Source organism: Nocardia sp. NPDC050412, assembly GCF_044458825.1.
In the GTDB taxonomy this organism is placed as follows: Bacteria; Actinomycetota; Actinomycetes; order Mycobacteriales; family Mycobacteriaceae; genus Nocardia.
In genome coordinates this window covers 180,299-193,619 of the sequence record NZ_JBITIJ010000014.1, presented here as the reverse complement: position 1 = coordinate 193,619, position 13,321 = coordinate 180,299, and the positions used below count along the sequence as shown (strand labels likewise).

Below are 13,321 nucleotides of genomic sequence, written 5' to 3'. Positions count from 1 at the left end.
CGGAACAATGTTCCGTATGTTGGTTTCGGAACACGGTTCCGCTTATTCAGGATGGCAGAACAGCCGAGCCGAAACCAATTCACCCCTCTCATGGAGGAGCATTCATGCAGTACCGCACTTTGGGCCGCACCGGTGTGCAGGTCAGCACCCTCGCGCTCGGCGCGATGAACTTCGGCCGGATCGGGCGCACCACCCAGGACGAGGCCACGGCTATGGTCGACGTCGCCCTGGAAGCCGGGATCAACCTCATCGACACCGCCGACATGTACAGCGACGGCGAGTCGGAGCAGATGGTCGGCAAGGCCATTGCGAATCGCCGCGACGACATCGTGCTGGCCACGAAGGCGAGCATGCCGATGGGGCCGGAGCGCAATCATCAGGGTGGTTCGCGCCGCTGGTTGGTCACTGAGTTGGATAACAGCCTGCGTCGGCTGGGGGTCGACCACGTCGATCTCTATCAGATCCACCGGTGGGATCCGAATACCAGCGACGAGGAGACACTTTCGGCCCTGACCGACCTGCAGCGGGCCGGAAAGATTCGCTATTCCGGTTCGTCGACATTTCCCGCGTACCGCATCGTGCAAGCACAGTGGGCAGCTCGCGATAACCACCTGCGCCCTTACGTCACCGAACAGCCCGGCTACTCGATCCTGCAGCGCGGCATCGAATCCCACGTGCTGCCGGTGACCGAGCATTACGGACTCGGCGTACTGGTGTGGAGCCCGCTGGCCTCGGGCTGGCTCTCGGGCGCGATCCGCGCGGATCGAGAGATCACCACCAGCCGATCGACGTTCATGCCCCAACGCTTCGACACCACCATCCCGGTCAACCGGGCAAAAATGGACGCGGTCGAGCAGCTGGCCAAGATCGCCGACCAGGCCGGATTGACGATGATCCAGCTCGCCCTCGGTTTCGTGACCGCACACCGCGGTGTCACCAGCGCCATCATCGGGCCCCGTACGACGGATCACTTGCATTCGCAACTCGCCGCCGCGGACACCGTGCTCTCCGCCGACGTGCTCGATGCGATCGATGCGATCGTGGCGCCCGGCGTCGACCTCGCCCCGGACGAGAAGCACGACACGCCACCCGCCCTGCTCCACGCGGCACTACGACGTCGTCCATCGCCGGTAAGCCGGTAATCACGCCCCACCCATCCTGGCCCAGGAATCATGACCGACCGATGCAGGTCGACTACCACGGACTGTCCCGCGCCATATACGCGGCGGATATCGCACCACCGCTGGATGGTCGCCGGAGAGCGGTGGTCGCCGACGAGCCAGCGGCCGGGTACGGATTGGCCTGAGCGCCGATACCGCCTACTGCAACGGCGCCTGGTCGGCGTGGTCGATGGTGACCAGACCGGTGCGCAGATACGTCATCACAGCATCGTCGACGACAGTGTTGCCGCGGCCGAATGCGCCGTGGTCGCCGCCCTCGACCGTGATCAGTGATCCGCCGAGCGCCGACGCCATGGCCGGTCCGCCCGCGTAGGCGGTCAGCGCATCCCAGCGGCTCTGCAGCAGTAGCGGGCGGGTGTGCAGATCCTTTCCGGTGATCGGGACCGGCTTGGTCACCGGTTTCCAACTGCCGCAGGCGGTTCCGGAGCGGACCAGATCGGCGCGGGCGTCCATGGCATTGCCGCCGGTTGCGATGGTGGCGATGGCCGAGCCGATCAGCTCGTAGCGGCCGGGCACATTGTTCTCGTTGCAGGTGATGGCCGAGAAGACGAAGCGGCCGGTGGGATCGGTGCTGGTCGCGCCCTCGATGGCAAGCAGCTGGCGGACATTCTTCGGATCGATATTGGCCTCGGCCATCGCCCTGGCGAAGGTCGGCCAGAAGGTACGGGTGTAAGTGGCGACCGCGGTCGCACCGACCAGCGGCACCTGTGCGGACCCGCCGCCAGTGACCAGCAGGCGCACCAGATTCTGCACCTTGCCCGCCTGTTCCACACTGTCGTTGAAACCGTCGCGGGCGATTTCGGCGAGCGGTTCGGGCAGCGCGCCGGGCAGATCGGTGACGCTCGCGGGTGGTGGGGTCAGGTTGGCGTACCAGCCGCCGCCCTGGTCGGCGACCAGCCGCACCCAGTTCTGGTAGACCTGCAGCGCGGTTTCACCGAGCCCGTAGTCGCCACTGTGTTCGGCGATCCAGGCGAACAGATCGTCGAGCCGCTGTTTGCCCGCGACCTGCTGTTGCGCGAATTCCTCGGTCCACACCCAATCTGGATTGACATTGGAGTCCAACACCATTCGATCTACCCGGCTCGGGAACAACGACGCGTACACCGCGCCGAGGTAGGTGCCGTAGGAGGTCCCGAGATAACTGATCCGATCCACACCGAGTGCGGCGCGCACCTCGTCCAGATCGCGCGCGGTGCTCTCGGTGGTGATGGTGTCGAGGTAACCGGGCAGCTCCGCGTCGCATGCTTTCTTGATATCGTCGCGATTACCGCCGCCCAGCGAAACTTGGTCGCCCTCAGCCGATTTCGACGCCGAGCTCGTCGTTTGGGAATCGCAACGCAGCGGCGTGGCCCAGCGCAGTCCGCGCGGCTGCACCGCGACCCGGTCGTAGTGCTCGTTGAGTTCGGCGGGTATCGATTCGATCCGACGGGCCCAGTAGTCGAGGGCATCCGCGCCGGGTCCGCCCGGATTCGCGACGATGACGCCGCGACGATCCCCGGTCGCGGCAATCCGGCTGACGGTGAGTTCGATGCGCGCACCTTTGGGCTCGGCGTAATTCATCGGGACGGATATCACCGCGCACTGCACATCGCGTCCCTCGGTCACCGACGAATCCGGGCAGGCGCCGAAGGATGCCGCGGGTGCGGCCTCGGCCCAACCCGTCACGATCGATCCGCTGATCAGGCTCGCGGCCGCGACAGTGACCAGCGCTCGCGGAAAACCTGGCGTCCTCATCATGTTTCGTACCTCCGCCGGGCCCATCGCGGTATTCGACGCGACCATGTGCATTCTGGTCAGCCTGGGACGCGCAGACAAGTCGAGCCGCGATTGGCATTGCGGTGCACAACCATCCGCGCCCACCGGAGTAACGTCGAGCCATGTCGACTGAGGTCCGCAACAACTTCGCGCTGGAACGTTTCGAGATCTACGTCGACGGTGCCATCGCTGGCTACGCCGAATATCAGGACACGGGCGCCGAACGCGCCTTCATCCATGCCGAGATCGACCCGAAGCACGAAGGCCGGGGATGCGGCCGGGTTCTCGTGCAGGCGGCATTGAACGACTCGCGTCAGGAGGGTTTCGGCATTCTGCCGATGTGCCCGATGGTGCGTCATGTCGTCGAGTCGCGACCGGAGTACATAGCGATGGTTCCGCAGTGGGCGCGCCAGAAACTCGGCCTGCCGCTGTAGGTCAGTACGCGGCGACGGCTCCGTCGAGCGCCTGCTGTAGGTCGGTGCGCACCAGTCGGGCGATCTCCGAGGGTTTGGTCGGCAGCTCGGTGATCGGCACCCCGAAATAGAAGCTGGCCGACTTGGCCTCCTCCTTGGTGACCGGCTCGCTCGGATCGGCTCGCGGCCCGTAGCTCAAACCCAGGCTGACCAGCACCGGCTTCGCACCCAGCTTCATCGCACGGAATGCGATATGTCCGATCCCGCTCCCCACCGGCTGCACCTCGGTGTGGTCGACATCGTTGCAGGTGCCCTCCGGGAAGACCGCGATGCCGTCACCGTCGGCCAGCCGCTGCGCGCAGATGTCCATCATCCGCTGCCCGGCCGCATTCACCGCCCGCAGGCCGTGGTCTTTACCGCGGAATACCGGGATGCCGCCCATCATGTCGATCTTGCGGCGCTGGTCGGGATCGAGGAACAGTTCGTCCTTGGCCAGCACCCGAACTCGCCCGATCACCGAACGCAATTCGCTGCGCCAGGCCGCGGCGGCGACGGTGTACGGGTCGGATTCGGAGAGGTGGTTGAGCGCGACGAGCAATGGGCTGCCCTGGCGTATCACCTGGTGCAGCACCTTTTGCGCACCCTCGGCATAGGTGACGCGCGGATGGTATCGACGCCCGAGAATGGCGTAGGCGCCCCAAGCCTTGAGGCGGTTCTGCCGGTGGCTGCGATAGAAGTCGTACACAGTGTCAGCGTTGTCGAGGAGGACCTCGGGCCGTTCCATGGCCACACCCTAACCGGTCTGTTTTCGGGGTGATCGAGATCCCGGCCGCCCTCGACCCGGGAAACCGCCACGCCGCTTGACCGACGAACCGCCCGCGCCAGTGCGATGATGTCGGTGTGGCACGCGCAGATGACCCGGACGATCGGAAAACTCGCGGCGGACGCGGTGACCGCAGGCGACGCGAGTTCCGGCAGGGCGAGCAGGTGGTTCGCGCAGGCACCCTGTTGGTGTCGGCGACCGAACTGGTCGAGCCGACCTTCCGGCGCACCGTCGTGTACATCATCGAACACAACGAGGCGGGCAGCCTCGGTGTCGTGCTCAACCGTCCGAGCGATACCGCGGTGCACGACGTGCTTCCGCACTGGTCCGAGGCGGCCGCCGCGCCGCGCACGCTCTTCATCGGCGGACCGGTCAAGCGGGACGCGGCGCTGTGTCTGGGCACCATCCGGGTCGGCGCGTCGATCACGGGCGTGCGTGGACTGCGTCGCATCGATGGCCGCGTGGTGCTCGTCGATCTCGACGCGGACCCGGATCAGATCGCCCCGCTGATCGAGGGCCTGCGGATCTTCGCGGGCTATGCGGGCTGGACCTTCGGCCAACTCGAGGGCGAACTGCAGAACAACGACTGGATCGTCCTATCCGCGTTGCCCTCGGATCCGATCAGCACCGGCCGCCCCGACCTGTGGGCCCACGTGCTACGCCGCCAGCCACTGCCCCTATCCTTGCTCGCCACGCATCCGATTGAACTAGAACGCAACTAGGGACGTGGTTTGCATGAAGGAGGAAATAACGACATGCAACGAGACAACTGATCTGGCGAGAACATGGGTAACTCAGCGGGTGCGCAAAGAAGCTGATCACCCCAATCACCGCCGGCCCGCGAGGAATCCGAGGGAAAGGCGGGGAAGCAGGTGACTAATGCCCGACGAACAAGACGAGCTCATGCGGGTTCTGTATCAGGAACATGCTTCGGTGCTGTGGCGGTACACGCTCGGTTTGGTCCGCGATCCAGGTCGGGCCGAGGACATCGTGCAAGAGACGTTGTTGCGGGCGTGGCAGCGCCCGCACGTGCTCGATCAATCGACGACATCGGCACGGGCGTGGCTGTTCACGGTCGCGCGCAATCTCGCCGTGGATGAGCACCGCAGTGCCCGCAATCGGCGCGAATTCCGCACCGATAATCCGCCGGAACAGGCCACACCGGATCAGGCCGATCGGGCCCTGGACGGCTGGCTGGTCGCGGACGCATTGAGCAGACTCAGCGGCGATCATCGCGAGGTGATCGTGCGGGCCTACTATCGAGGCCTTTCTACCCACCAGATCGCCGAGGAACTCGGTATCCCGGCGGGCACGGTGAAATCTCGCATGCACTACGGCATGCGGGCGCTACGGCTGGCATTACAGGAGATGGGGGTGACGAATCAATGACGGACATCGCCGACGACTATTCGACGTGGGACGCACCGTACATTCTCGGCTCCCTGTCCCGCACCGAACGACGGGAGTATGAAGAGCATCTGGCTGGCTGCCCGGTTTGCCAAGCGGCGGTAGCCGATCTCGCCGGACTCCCGGGTCTGCTCTCCATGGTCGATCCCGACACCGCGTTCGCCATGATCGAGCCGCCGGAAAAGACTGCGGGCGAGGCGAATCCCCCCGCTCAGCTGCTGCCCCGGCTCGCCGATGCCGCCGAGAAGCGCAGGCGCCGCAGCCGATGGGCGGCCGTAGGTGCCGCGATTGCGGCGGCTGCCGCGGCGGTGGCCATCGCGGTTCCGGTGGTCACCGCGGTCACCGCGGTGGATAGGCCGAGCCCCGAACAGGTTGTGGCCGAACGCAGTATGGAACCGATCACACCGAATCCGGTGACGGCCAGCTTCAAGGTCCTACAGGCCGATGGCAAGACCCGGATAGTGATGACCTGCAGCTATGGACCGAGCGACCAGAGGTACGACTGGGATCTGGACCTGTACGTCATCGGCACCGACGGCAGCCAGGCCAAACTCGACCGGTGGCCCGCCGGCCCCGGCACCGAGCTGACGATCGACCGGACCATCGCCAAAACGCCGGATCAGATCCAGGCGGTGCAGATCCGCAAGGCGTCGACGGGCGAGACGCTGCTGTCCGGCACGGTCTGACACGCTTCGATCCCCCCGCCGAATTCGGCGGGGGGATCGCTTTCGGTGGTTCAGCGCTGGCCCTGCTTGCGGAAGACCGAGGTCGACCAGAAGTATCCGACCAGACCGAGACCGACGCACCAGGCGACGGAGATGATGCCGTTATTGCCGATCTCGGTGCCCATGAGCAGTCCGCGGATGGTTTCGGTGAGCGGGGTGAACGGCTGGTACTCGGCGAACTGACGCATGCCGACCGGCATGGTGTCGGTGCCGACCAGGCCGCTACCGAGGAACGGCAGCATGATCAGCGGGAAGGGCATATTGCTCGCGCTCTCCGGACTCGACGCGACCAGCCCCATACCGACCGCGAGCCAGGTGAGTGCGAAGACGAGCATGGCGAGCAGTCCGAATGCGGCGATCCACTCGACGACATTCGCCGACGGCCGGAAACCGACGAGCACCGCGACACCGACCATGGCGGCGATGCCGAGCAGGGCCTGGATCAATGCGCCGACCACATGTCCGGCGAGTATCGAGGACTGCGAAATCGCCATGGTGCGGAAGCGATTCACAATGCCCTTGGTGGTGTCGGTGCAGACCGAGACCGCCACCCCCGCGGTCATATAGGCCGGGATCATCAACAGCATGCCCGGGGTCAGGTAGTCGATATAGTTGCCGCCGGACGACTTCTCCAGTGCGCCACCGAAAACGAAGTCGAAGGTGAGCAGCAGGATGATCGGCATCAGGATGATGCTGAAGGTCATGCTGGGGTACCGCTTCGCATGAAGCAGGCTGCGCCGCAACATCGTTTTCGAGTCGGCGAGCGCGTAGGTCATGCTCATCGCACGGTCTCCTTTTCGGCGGTGGGATGTCCGGTGAGGGTGAGGAATACGTCGTCGAGAGTGGGCGTGTGCACCGAAAGTCCGGCGACCTCGATCTGCTCGTAGTCGAGCCGGTCGAGCACCGCGCGCAGCGATTTGACGCCGCCGTCGCTGGGGACCGCGAGGGTGAATTCCTCCTCGGCCGTGTCATCGACGACGCGCGCGTCCGGCCCCAATGCCGTTGCCGCGGCGGCCAGTCCGAGCTGATCGGCGAATTCCAGTCGGATATGTCCGCCGGGTACCCGCCGCTTCAATTCGGCGGCCGTGCCCTCGGCGACGATCCGGCCGTGATCGAGTACCGCGATCCGGTCGGCCAGTTGATCGGCCTCCTCGAGGTACTGGGTGGTGAGGAAGACGGTCACGCTGTAGTCGTCGACCAGCGTGCGGATCATTTCCCAGATTACCCGCCTACTGCGCGGATCCAGGCCGGTGGTCGGCTCGTCCAGGAAGATAATGCGCGGATCGCCGACCAGCGTCATGGCCAGATCCAGCCGCCGCACCATGCCGCCGGAGTAGGTGGCCGCGGTCTTGTCACCGGCCTCGACGAGGTCGAAGCGCTCCAGTAGTTCCGCGGCCAGGCGCTTGCTCTCGCGACGTGGCAGATGATGCAGATCGCCCATCAGGGCCAGGTTTTCGCGGCCGGTCAGCAATTCGTCGACCGCGGAGAACTGGCCGGTGACACCGATCGCGGTTCGCACGGCATCGGGTTCGGTGATCAGATCATGGCCGTCGACACGCACCTCACCCGCATCGGGACGCAGCAGCGTGGTGAGGATCTGCACGGTGGTGGTCTTGCCAGCACCGTTCGGGCCGAGCAGGGAGTAGATCGTGCCCTCCTGGACCGTGATGTCGATGCCGTCGAGCACCACGTGCTCACCGAACGATTTACGCAGGCCCTGCGCCGAAATGGCGGGGGCGCGATGACCGTTGGTCATGGTCTTCCTTTCGAGAATTTTGATAAAAGAATGCGAATGACAGCATGGGTTGCCCGCACCGCGCCCGAAGTCCGGTGCGGCGTTGTCCGAGGTGGTGTTCGGTTGGTATCGAGTTCGACTAGATGTCGAGTTCCTCGACGGGCGGACGGTCGGCGATCTGAGCCACCCGCTCGTAGAGCTTGTCCGGAATCTTTCCCTTCAATTCGCCGAGCGAATCGACGATCTCGAAAATGAAGTCGCCCCAGTCCTGGTCACCGACGCCGAGCATGCGCCGCCAGTTCGTCAGATCCTTGACCCAATTGGTGCTCTGCGGGTATTCGTCCCAGTTCGAATACTGGGCGTGCATGACGAACTTGCCCTTCCGACTGCGATACACCCGTACGTGCTCCATGCGCTCTTCATTCACGTCGCGGTGCTCGCCGAGCAGGGCGCCGGAGAAGCGAACTTGGCGCACGCCGTTGTGACCGACCCGCAGCACAACCTCGTCGTAGCCCTCCAGCCTGCCCTCTTCCAGCTCGATGAACCGCCGCAGTGCGGTGGTCACCGCCCCCGAGAGGTTGCCGCCGACCAACTCCTGCGCACGCTGGAACAGGGGCAGATCGTCATCGGCAACGTAGATCGTCTTGTTGGGCATGAACTCACTATACGTAGATGTATACGTACACACAAGCCGTGGCGGCTCACAAGAATCTGCCGAGCGCGTTGTGCGGGGAGTACATCGTGCGCGAGGTATTGAACCGCTGAGCAGTCCAACTCGTAGTTCACGTGTACGCGATGTGTGACCGAGCCCGTGCTCGGCCTCAGGCACACAGCCGGTCACTGCGAGAGGAGAACCGATGCCGAGCAGGGTCGTAGATTATCTGGTTCGAGCGGTTTCCACCCTTGGGGTGCGGCACATCTTCGGTGTCGACGGCGCGAATATCGAGGATCTATACGACGCGCTCTTCGATGCGCCATACGACGTCGCGGGAATCGTTGCCAAGCACGAGTTTTCGGCCGCCACCATGGCCGACGGCTATGCCCGCTCGACCGGCGGACTCGGCGTCGTCGCCGCCACCTCCGGCGGTGGCGCGATGAATCTCGTTGCCGGACTTGCCGAATCGTTCGCCTCCCGGGTGCCGGTGTTGGCGCTGGTCGGGCAGCCGCCGACCGCACTGGAGGGCAACGGCGCATTCCAGGACTCCAGTGGACTCGCGGGCACCATCGATGCGGCACGGATGTTCGGCGCGATCACCCAGTACTGCGCACGAGTGGACAGCGCCGCCGATCTACCCGACAAGTTGTCCAGGGCGGTCGAGGCCGCCCGGCGCGGCGGACCCGCAGTCCTGCTGCTGCCAAAGGACGTGCAGCAGAGCGATATCGGTGATGTCCCACCATTCCGATCGGCACCACAGACGCATCGACGCGATGAAAGCGGCCTGGCCCGGCTACGCGCGGCGCTGACCGCGGCGCGCACGGTCGGCAAGATCGTGATCATCGCGGGCGACCAGGTCGCGCGTGACGATGCCCGTGCCGAACTCGCTCGGCTGGCACGCACATTGGATGCGTCGGTGGGTGTCGCCCCGGATGCGAAGGACACCTACGACAATGCCGACCCGGCGTTCCGCGGTGTCGCCGGGAGTATGGGGCATCCGGAGCTGTCGGCGGCACTGCGCTCGGCGACCCTGTGCCTGATCGTCGGCACACCGATGCCGATCACCGCGCGCACCGGGTTGGACGAGCTGTTGGCCGACCGCACCGTCGCGCATATCGGTGTCGCCGCGCCGTACCTGTCCGCGATGCACGCCACGAGTACGGATCTAGCGCGGGATCTGGCCGAACTCGCGAATGAACTCACCAACGGTGTCGAAGACTCGAGTCATCCGTATCCTCCGCACGAACTGACTCCTTTGCGGGTACCCGAGTCCACCGGTCCCGGTCTGCGCTATCGCGAACTGGTTGCGACGATCGAGGCGTTATTGCCCGAGGGCACGGATGTTTTCGCCGATGCGGGCAATACCGGGGCCGCGGTGGTGCACCATTTGAGAGTGCCGCGCGGCGGCCGATTCGTGGTCGCGCTCGGCATGGGCGGGATGGGCTATGCGTTCGGCGCCGCAATAGGTTCGGCATTCGCACGGCGTCGCGGACCGTCCGGAATCAGACGCACCATTGTCGTCGCAGGTGACGGCGCATTTTACATGCACGGCATGGAATTGCACACCGCGATCGAACATCAGCTGCCGGTCATCTTCATCGTGCTCAACAACAACGCACACGCCATGTGCGTCACTCGCGAACAGCTCTATTACCAAGATCGCTACAGCTTCAACCGATTTCGGCCCACCAACCTGGGCGCGGGCATCGATGCCATGTTCCCTGAACTGTCCGCGTACTCCGTCCGTACTACCGCAGAGCTGGCCATCGCACTGGGGCGATGCGTCGAATCCGAAGGGCCGGCGTTCATCTCGGTCGACGTCGACCCCGACGAAGTCCCACCCTTCATCCCGTTTCTCGCGACATTGGAGAAGAAGCCGTGACAACAAGCGCCCTCCCCGCCCTCAGCGATATTCCGGAAGACGTAGTCCCCGGTGTGCTGCGGATCGAGAACTCCGATAAGGACGCAACCACGCCGATCATCATGGACATGCTGCGATCGGTGTATCCGCACGACCAAATCTTCGGCGAGTACTGTCCGGTACAGGCGTATATCGCCGCGCCGCCGGATGAGGTGTGGGAATACTTGGCCGATACCCGCAGCCTGGAGGAGTGGACTTATAGTCTGCGCGGCTTCGTCGAGACCGAGGAGCCGGGTCTGTGGCTGGCCTGGGACCGGCTCGGCCCGGGGACCAAGATCTTCACCCGCACCGTCGCGCACCGCGAGGGCATGACCGTCGATTACCACTGTGCCTGGGATCAGGGACAGCACCTGTGGATGATCTACCTGCTGCGGGTGATCGATGCCCAGTTGGTGTTCAACAAGCCGGGTTCGGTGGTGCTGTGGGTCAACTGCCATCACCCGTTCTACGACGAAAATCCCTATCCGGAAACGGCTCCCGATAAGCGCCCGGTGTGGGTGGGCGACTTCTGGGAGATGTTCTCCGCCGGGCACCAGCTCGAAATGGACAACCTCAAGGCGATCTGCGAATACCGTGCGGCAAACGGTCTTCCGATCAAGCCCGACTGGATGAAGTGAGGCCGCACCATGAACTTCTCCAATCCGAACACCGCTGGACTGCCGACGGTCAGCCTCGTCGATGTGGCGAGCTATCTGCCGGGTGAGCCGGTCGGCACCGAATACTTCACCCAGTACAGCCGATCCGATCGGATGGCCAAGAACGTCATGTTCCGCTCGCCCAAGGCGCGCCACCATGTGGCCGGGGACGAGACCGCTGTGGATATGGTCGAGCGCGCCGTCGCGCCGCTGATCGAACGCCATGGCGCACAGGCGATTACGGATATCGATGTACTGATCACACACACCCAGCTGCCGGACAATCCGGTGATGGGTTGCGGACCCGAGGTGGCCCGTCGCCTCGGGATGAAACCCGGTTTCGTCTACGACGTGCACAATGGCGGCTGTGCGGCCTTCGTGCACATGATGGCCATGGCCAGGATGATCCTGCAGACCACCGACGCCCGCACCGCGCTCATCGCGGCCACCCAGAACTGCGCGGGCCCGGTGTTCACCCAGACCGAAATCCGCAAGCTCGCCCAGGCCCCGGTGCCCGGTGACGCCTGCGGTGTCGGACTGCTCGTCAAGGATGATTCCGCGCCGATCCTGGACATCGAATGCCGCACCTATCCCGAATTCGCCGGGGATATGGAGTTCTCGACCAATGGCGAGCGCAAGTATTGGGAGCCGGGCGAGGGCGAGGGCTGCGTCAGCTTCACCGAATCGAAGATCACCAAGGTGTTCGCACGCGGCAATCGGCTGGTGCCGGAGGTGGCATTGACGGTGTGCGATCGGATCGGGGTGAAGGGCCGCGATATCGACACCTTCGTCACCAATCAGCCGAACCGGCTGTTCCTGCGCAACTGGCACGATGCGCTGGAACTGCCGCCGGAGCGGCACCCGGACACCTTCGATCAGTGCGGAAATCTGTTCGCCGCGGGTATCCCGGTCACGCTCGATACCGAGAATCGGGCGGGTCGGCTGCGCAACGGCTCGGTGGTGCTGCTATCGGCATTCGCGCACGCCGGTGATTTCGCCGGGGCCGCGGCCGTGCGCTGGGGTGCGGCGAGATGAGAGTGCGGGTGGCCGACGAATCTCGGCCCTCGCAACAGCATCGAAGTCAGCGGACGCAGGCGCGGTTCGATCTCAGCCTGAGCGAAAATCCGTTTCCGCCATTGCCTTCGGTACTCGTCGCCGTGAACAGCGTACTGGCGCAGGCCAATCGCTATCCGGAATTCCTGCCGCGTCGGCTGCCGAGGTTGATCGCGGGACACGTCGGGGTGCATTCGGATCAGGTGGTCGTCGGTTCCGGCGCGACCGGGGTGGTCATGCAGATCATCCAGGCATTGACCAAACCCGGTGACGGAATCGTCTACGGGGCACCGACTTTCGACGGCTATCCGATCATGGCCGAGATGGCCGATCTCGAGGTTGTTCCGGTGCCCCTGGATGCCGCGGGCAATCAGGATCTCTGGGCGATGACGAAGGCCATCGACAGGCGGACCGGTTTGGTGGTGGTCTGCCGTCCGCACAATCCGACCGGCACCGCGATCCCGGCCAGTGCGCTGGAGTCCTTCCTGTGCTCGGTACCGCGGCGGGTACCGGTCATCCTGGACGAGGCCTATGCCGAATTCCTCGGCCCCGCCGATCAGGTCGACACACTGGCGCTGCTGAATAGACATCCGAATCTGCTGGTCCTGCGCACCTTTTCGAAGGCATACGGACTGGCCGGGCTGCGCATCGGCTACACCTTCGGGCGCAGCGAGTTGATCAGCCGCGTCCGCAGGCTGCAGCTGCCGTTCGGGGTGGGTTCAGCGGCGGTGGCCGCGGTCGCCGCGTCCTACGCCGCCGAACCCGAATTGGCCGCGCGCATCCTGCGCATCACCACCGCACGCGAGACCCTGCGCAGTGCGTTGCTGCGTCGACACATCGCCGTGCCGCGCAGCTACGCCAACTTCCTGTACCTGCCGGGCCCCGGCGTAGCAACGGCGCTGCGCCGAGCCGGCATCGCGGCCAAGGCATACCCCGACGGCAGCGCGCGCATCGCCGTCGGAGACCCCGAGGCGGACAGCGCGGTGCTGCAGGCGCTGGAGTCACTGCGCTAGGTGGT

The 13,321-nt window shown here is 65.0% G+C and carries 15 protein-coding genes; 10 read left to right on the top strand and 5 right to left on the bottom strand.

Features of this window, described 5'->3' with window-relative positions; genetic code table 11:
• Positions 1 to 104: 104 nt before the first annotated feature.
• Entirely contained in the window at positions 105 to 1,142 is a 1,038-nt protein-coding gene (locus ACIBI6_RS32685; protein WP_364348567.1) for an aldo/keto reductase, read from the top strand.
• A gap of 41 nt (positions 1,143 to 1,183) precedes the next feature.
• Positions 1,184 to 1,306: a hypothetical protein gene (locus tag ACIBI6_RS32680; RefSeq protein WP_396958810.1), complete on the top strand. Its 123-nt coding sequence runs from the start codon at positions 1,184 to 1,186 to the stop codon at positions 1,304 to 1,306.
• Between the two features lie 13 nt (positions 1,307 to 1,319).
• Here the strand turns inward: ACIBI6_RS32680 and ACIBI6_RS32675 are convergent, their stop codons facing one another.
• Positions 1,320 to 2,918 (bottom strand): alpha/beta hydrolase, encoded by a 1,599-nt coding sequence (locus ACIBI6_RS32675; RefSeq protein WP_396958809.1) that lies wholly within the window; start codon positions 2,916 to 2,918, stop codon positions 1,320 to 1,322.
• Positions 2,919 to 3,058: 140 nt separating this feature from the next.
• On the opposite strand from ACIBI6_RS32675, the gene ACIBI6_RS32670 reads away from it, so the two are divergent.
• Positions 3,059 to 3,370 (top strand): GNAT family N-acetyltransferase, encoded by a 312-nt coding sequence (locus ACIBI6_RS32670; protein WP_364348576.1) that lies wholly within the window; start codon positions 3,059 to 3,061, stop codon positions 3,368 to 3,370.
• Between the two features lies 1 nt (position 3,371).
• Here the strand turns inward: ACIBI6_RS32670 and ACIBI6_RS32665 are convergent, their stop codons facing one another.
• Complete coding sequence (locus ACIBI6_RS32665; RefSeq protein WP_364348579.1) at positions 3,372 to 4,133, bottom strand: 1-acyl-sn-glycerol-3-phosphate acyltransferase; 762 nt, start codon at positions 4,131 to 4,133, stop codon at positions 3,372 to 3,374.
• Between the two features lie 116 nt (positions 4,134 to 4,249).
• Here ACIBI6_RS32665 and ACIBI6_RS32660 point away from each other — a divergent pair, with 116 nt between their 5' ends.
• The 3 genes from ACIBI6_RS32660 to ACIBI6_RS32650 all read left to right on the top strand — a co-directional run bounded on the left by ACIBI6_RS32660 (position 4,250) and on the right by ACIBI6_RS32650 (position 6,265).
• Positions 4,250 to 4,894 carry a YqgE/AlgH family protein gene (locus tag ACIBI6_RS32660; RefSeq protein ID WP_364348582.1) on the top strand — a complete coding sequence of 215 codons (645 nt, stop codon included), beginning with the start codon at positions 4,250 to 4,252 and terminating at the stop codon, positions 4,892 to 4,894.
• A gap of 157 nt (positions 4,895 to 5,051) precedes the next feature.
• On the top strand, positions 5,052 to 5,561 hold the full coding sequence (locus tag ACIBI6_RS32655; protein ID WP_364348585.1) for a sigma-70 family RNA polymerase sigma factor: 510 nt from the start codon (positions 5,052 to 5,054) through the stop codon (positions 5,559 to 5,561).
• Positions 5,558 to 6,265 (top strand): zf-HC2 domain-containing protein, encoded by a 708-nt coding sequence (locus tag ACIBI6_RS32650; protein ID WP_364348588.1) that lies wholly within the window; start codon positions 5,558 to 5,560, stop codon positions 6,263 to 6,265. The genes ACIBI6_RS32655 and ACIBI6_RS32650 overlap by 4 nt, the downstream gene beginning before the upstream one ends.
• A gap of 50 nt (positions 6,266 to 6,315) precedes the next feature.
• Here the strand turns inward: ACIBI6_RS32650 and ACIBI6_RS32645 are convergent, their stop codons facing one another.
• The 3 genes from ACIBI6_RS32645 to ACIBI6_RS32635 form a co-directional block, all read right to left on the bottom strand.
• Positions 6,316 to 7,086, bottom strand: a complete 771-nt coding sequence (locus tag ACIBI6_RS32645) for an ABC transporter permease (RefSeq protein WP_364348591.1) — start codon at positions 7,084 to 7,086, stop codon at positions 6,316 to 6,318.
• Complete coding sequence (locus tag ACIBI6_RS32640; RefSeq protein WP_364348594.1) at positions 7,083 to 8,060, bottom strand: ATP-binding cassette domain-containing protein; 978 nt, start codon at positions 8,058 to 8,060, stop codon at positions 7,083 to 7,085. Before ACIBI6_RS32640 ends, ACIBI6_RS32645 begins: the two co-directional genes overlap by 4 nt.
• Positions 8,061 to 8,178: 118 nt before the next feature.
• Positions 8,179 to 8,694: an EXLDI protein gene (locus ACIBI6_RS32635; RefSeq protein ID WP_040697293.1), complete on the bottom strand. Its 516-nt coding sequence runs from the start codon at positions 8,692 to 8,694 to the stop codon at positions 8,179 to 8,181.
• A gap of 202 nt (positions 8,695 to 8,896) precedes the next feature.
• Here ACIBI6_RS32635 and ACIBI6_RS32630 point away from each other — a divergent pair, with 202 nt between their 5' ends.
• Genes ACIBI6_RS32630 through ACIBI6_RS32615 form a run of 4 tightly spaced genes read left to right on the top strand, consistent with a single transcriptional unit; the run spans position 8,897 to position 13,316 of the window.
• Positions 8,897 to 10,576 (top strand): thiamine pyrophosphate-binding protein, encoded by a 1,680-nt coding sequence (locus ACIBI6_RS32630; protein WP_364348598.1) that lies wholly within the window; start codon positions 8,897 to 8,899, stop codon positions 10,574 to 10,576.
• Positions 10,573 to 11,232 carry an SRPBCC family protein gene (locus ACIBI6_RS32625; protein ID WP_364348601.1) on the top strand — a complete coding sequence of 220 codons (660 nt, stop codon included), beginning with the start codon at positions 10,573 to 10,575 and terminating at the stop codon, positions 11,230 to 11,232. Before ACIBI6_RS32630 ends, ACIBI6_RS32625 begins: the two co-directional genes overlap by 4 nt.
• Positions 11,233 to 11,241: 9 nt before the next feature.
• Positions 11,242 to 12,285: a 3-oxoacyl-ACP synthase III family protein gene (locus ACIBI6_RS32620; protein WP_396958808.1), complete on the top strand. Its 1,044-nt coding sequence runs from the start codon at positions 11,242 to 11,244 to the stop codon at positions 12,283 to 12,285.
• Positions 12,282 to 13,316: an aminotransferase class I/II-fold pyridoxal phosphate-dependent enzyme gene (locus ACIBI6_RS32615; RefSeq protein WP_364348607.1), complete on the top strand. Its 1,035-nt coding sequence runs from the start codon at positions 12,282 to 12,284 to the stop codon at positions 13,314 to 13,316. The genes ACIBI6_RS32620 and ACIBI6_RS32615 overlap by 4 nt, the downstream gene beginning before the upstream one ends.
• Positions 13,317 to 13,321 lie beyond the last annotated feature (5 nt).

Bases quoted from the DNA above. Each gene is read 5' to 3' on its own strand.
- ACIBI6_RS32620 (WP_396958808.1), top strand. From the start codon at position 11,242: ATGAACTTCTCCAATCCGAACACCGCTGGACTGCCGACGGTCAGCCTC.
- ACIBI6_RS32675 (WP_396958809.1), bottom strand. From the start codon at position 2,918: ATGATGAGGACGCCAGGTTTTCCGCGAGCGCTGGTCACTGTCGCGGCC.
- ACIBI6_RS32630 (WP_364348598.1), top strand. From the start codon at position 8,897: ATGCCGAGCAGGGTCGTAGATTATCTGGTTCGAGCGGTTTCCACCCTT.
- ACIBI6_RS32665 (WP_364348579.1), bottom strand. From the start codon at position 4,133: ATGGAACGGCCCGAGGTCCTCCTCGACAACGCTGACACTGTGTACGAC.
- ACIBI6_RS32640 (WP_364348594.1), bottom strand. From the start codon at position 8,060: ATGACCAACGGTCATCGCGCCCCCGCCATTTCGGCGCAGGGCCTGCGT.
- ACIBI6_RS32670 (WP_364348576.1), top strand. From the start codon at position 3,059: ATGTCGACTGAGGTCCGCAACAACTTCGCGCTGGAACGTTTCGAGATC.
- ACIBI6_RS32685 (WP_364348567.1), top strand. From the start codon at position 105: ATGCAGTACCGCACTTTGGGCCGCACCGGTGTGCAGGTCAGCACCCTC.
- ACIBI6_RS32645 (WP_364348591.1), bottom strand. From the start codon at position 7,086: ATGAGCATGACCTACGCGCTCGCCGACTCGAAAACGATGTTGCGGCGC.
- ACIBI6_RS32680 (WP_396958810.1), top strand. From the start codon at position 1,184: ATGCAGGTCGACTACCACGGACTGTCCCGCGCCATATACGCGGCGGAT.
- ACIBI6_RS32615 (WP_364348607.1), top strand. From the start codon at position 12,282: ATGAGAGTGCGGGTGGCCGACGAATCTCGGCCCTCGCAACAGCATCGA.
- ACIBI6_RS32635 (WP_040697293.1), bottom strand. From the start codon at position 8,694: ATGCCCAACAAGACGATCTACGTTGCCGATGACGATCTGCCCCTGTTC.
- ACIBI6_RS32650 (WP_364348588.1), top strand. From the start codon at position 5,558: ATGACGGACATCGCCGACGACTATTCGACGTGGGACGCACCGTACATT.
- ACIBI6_RS32655 (WP_364348585.1), top strand. From the start codon at position 5,052: ATGCCCGACGAACAAGACGAGCTCATGCGGGTTCTGTATCAGGAACAT.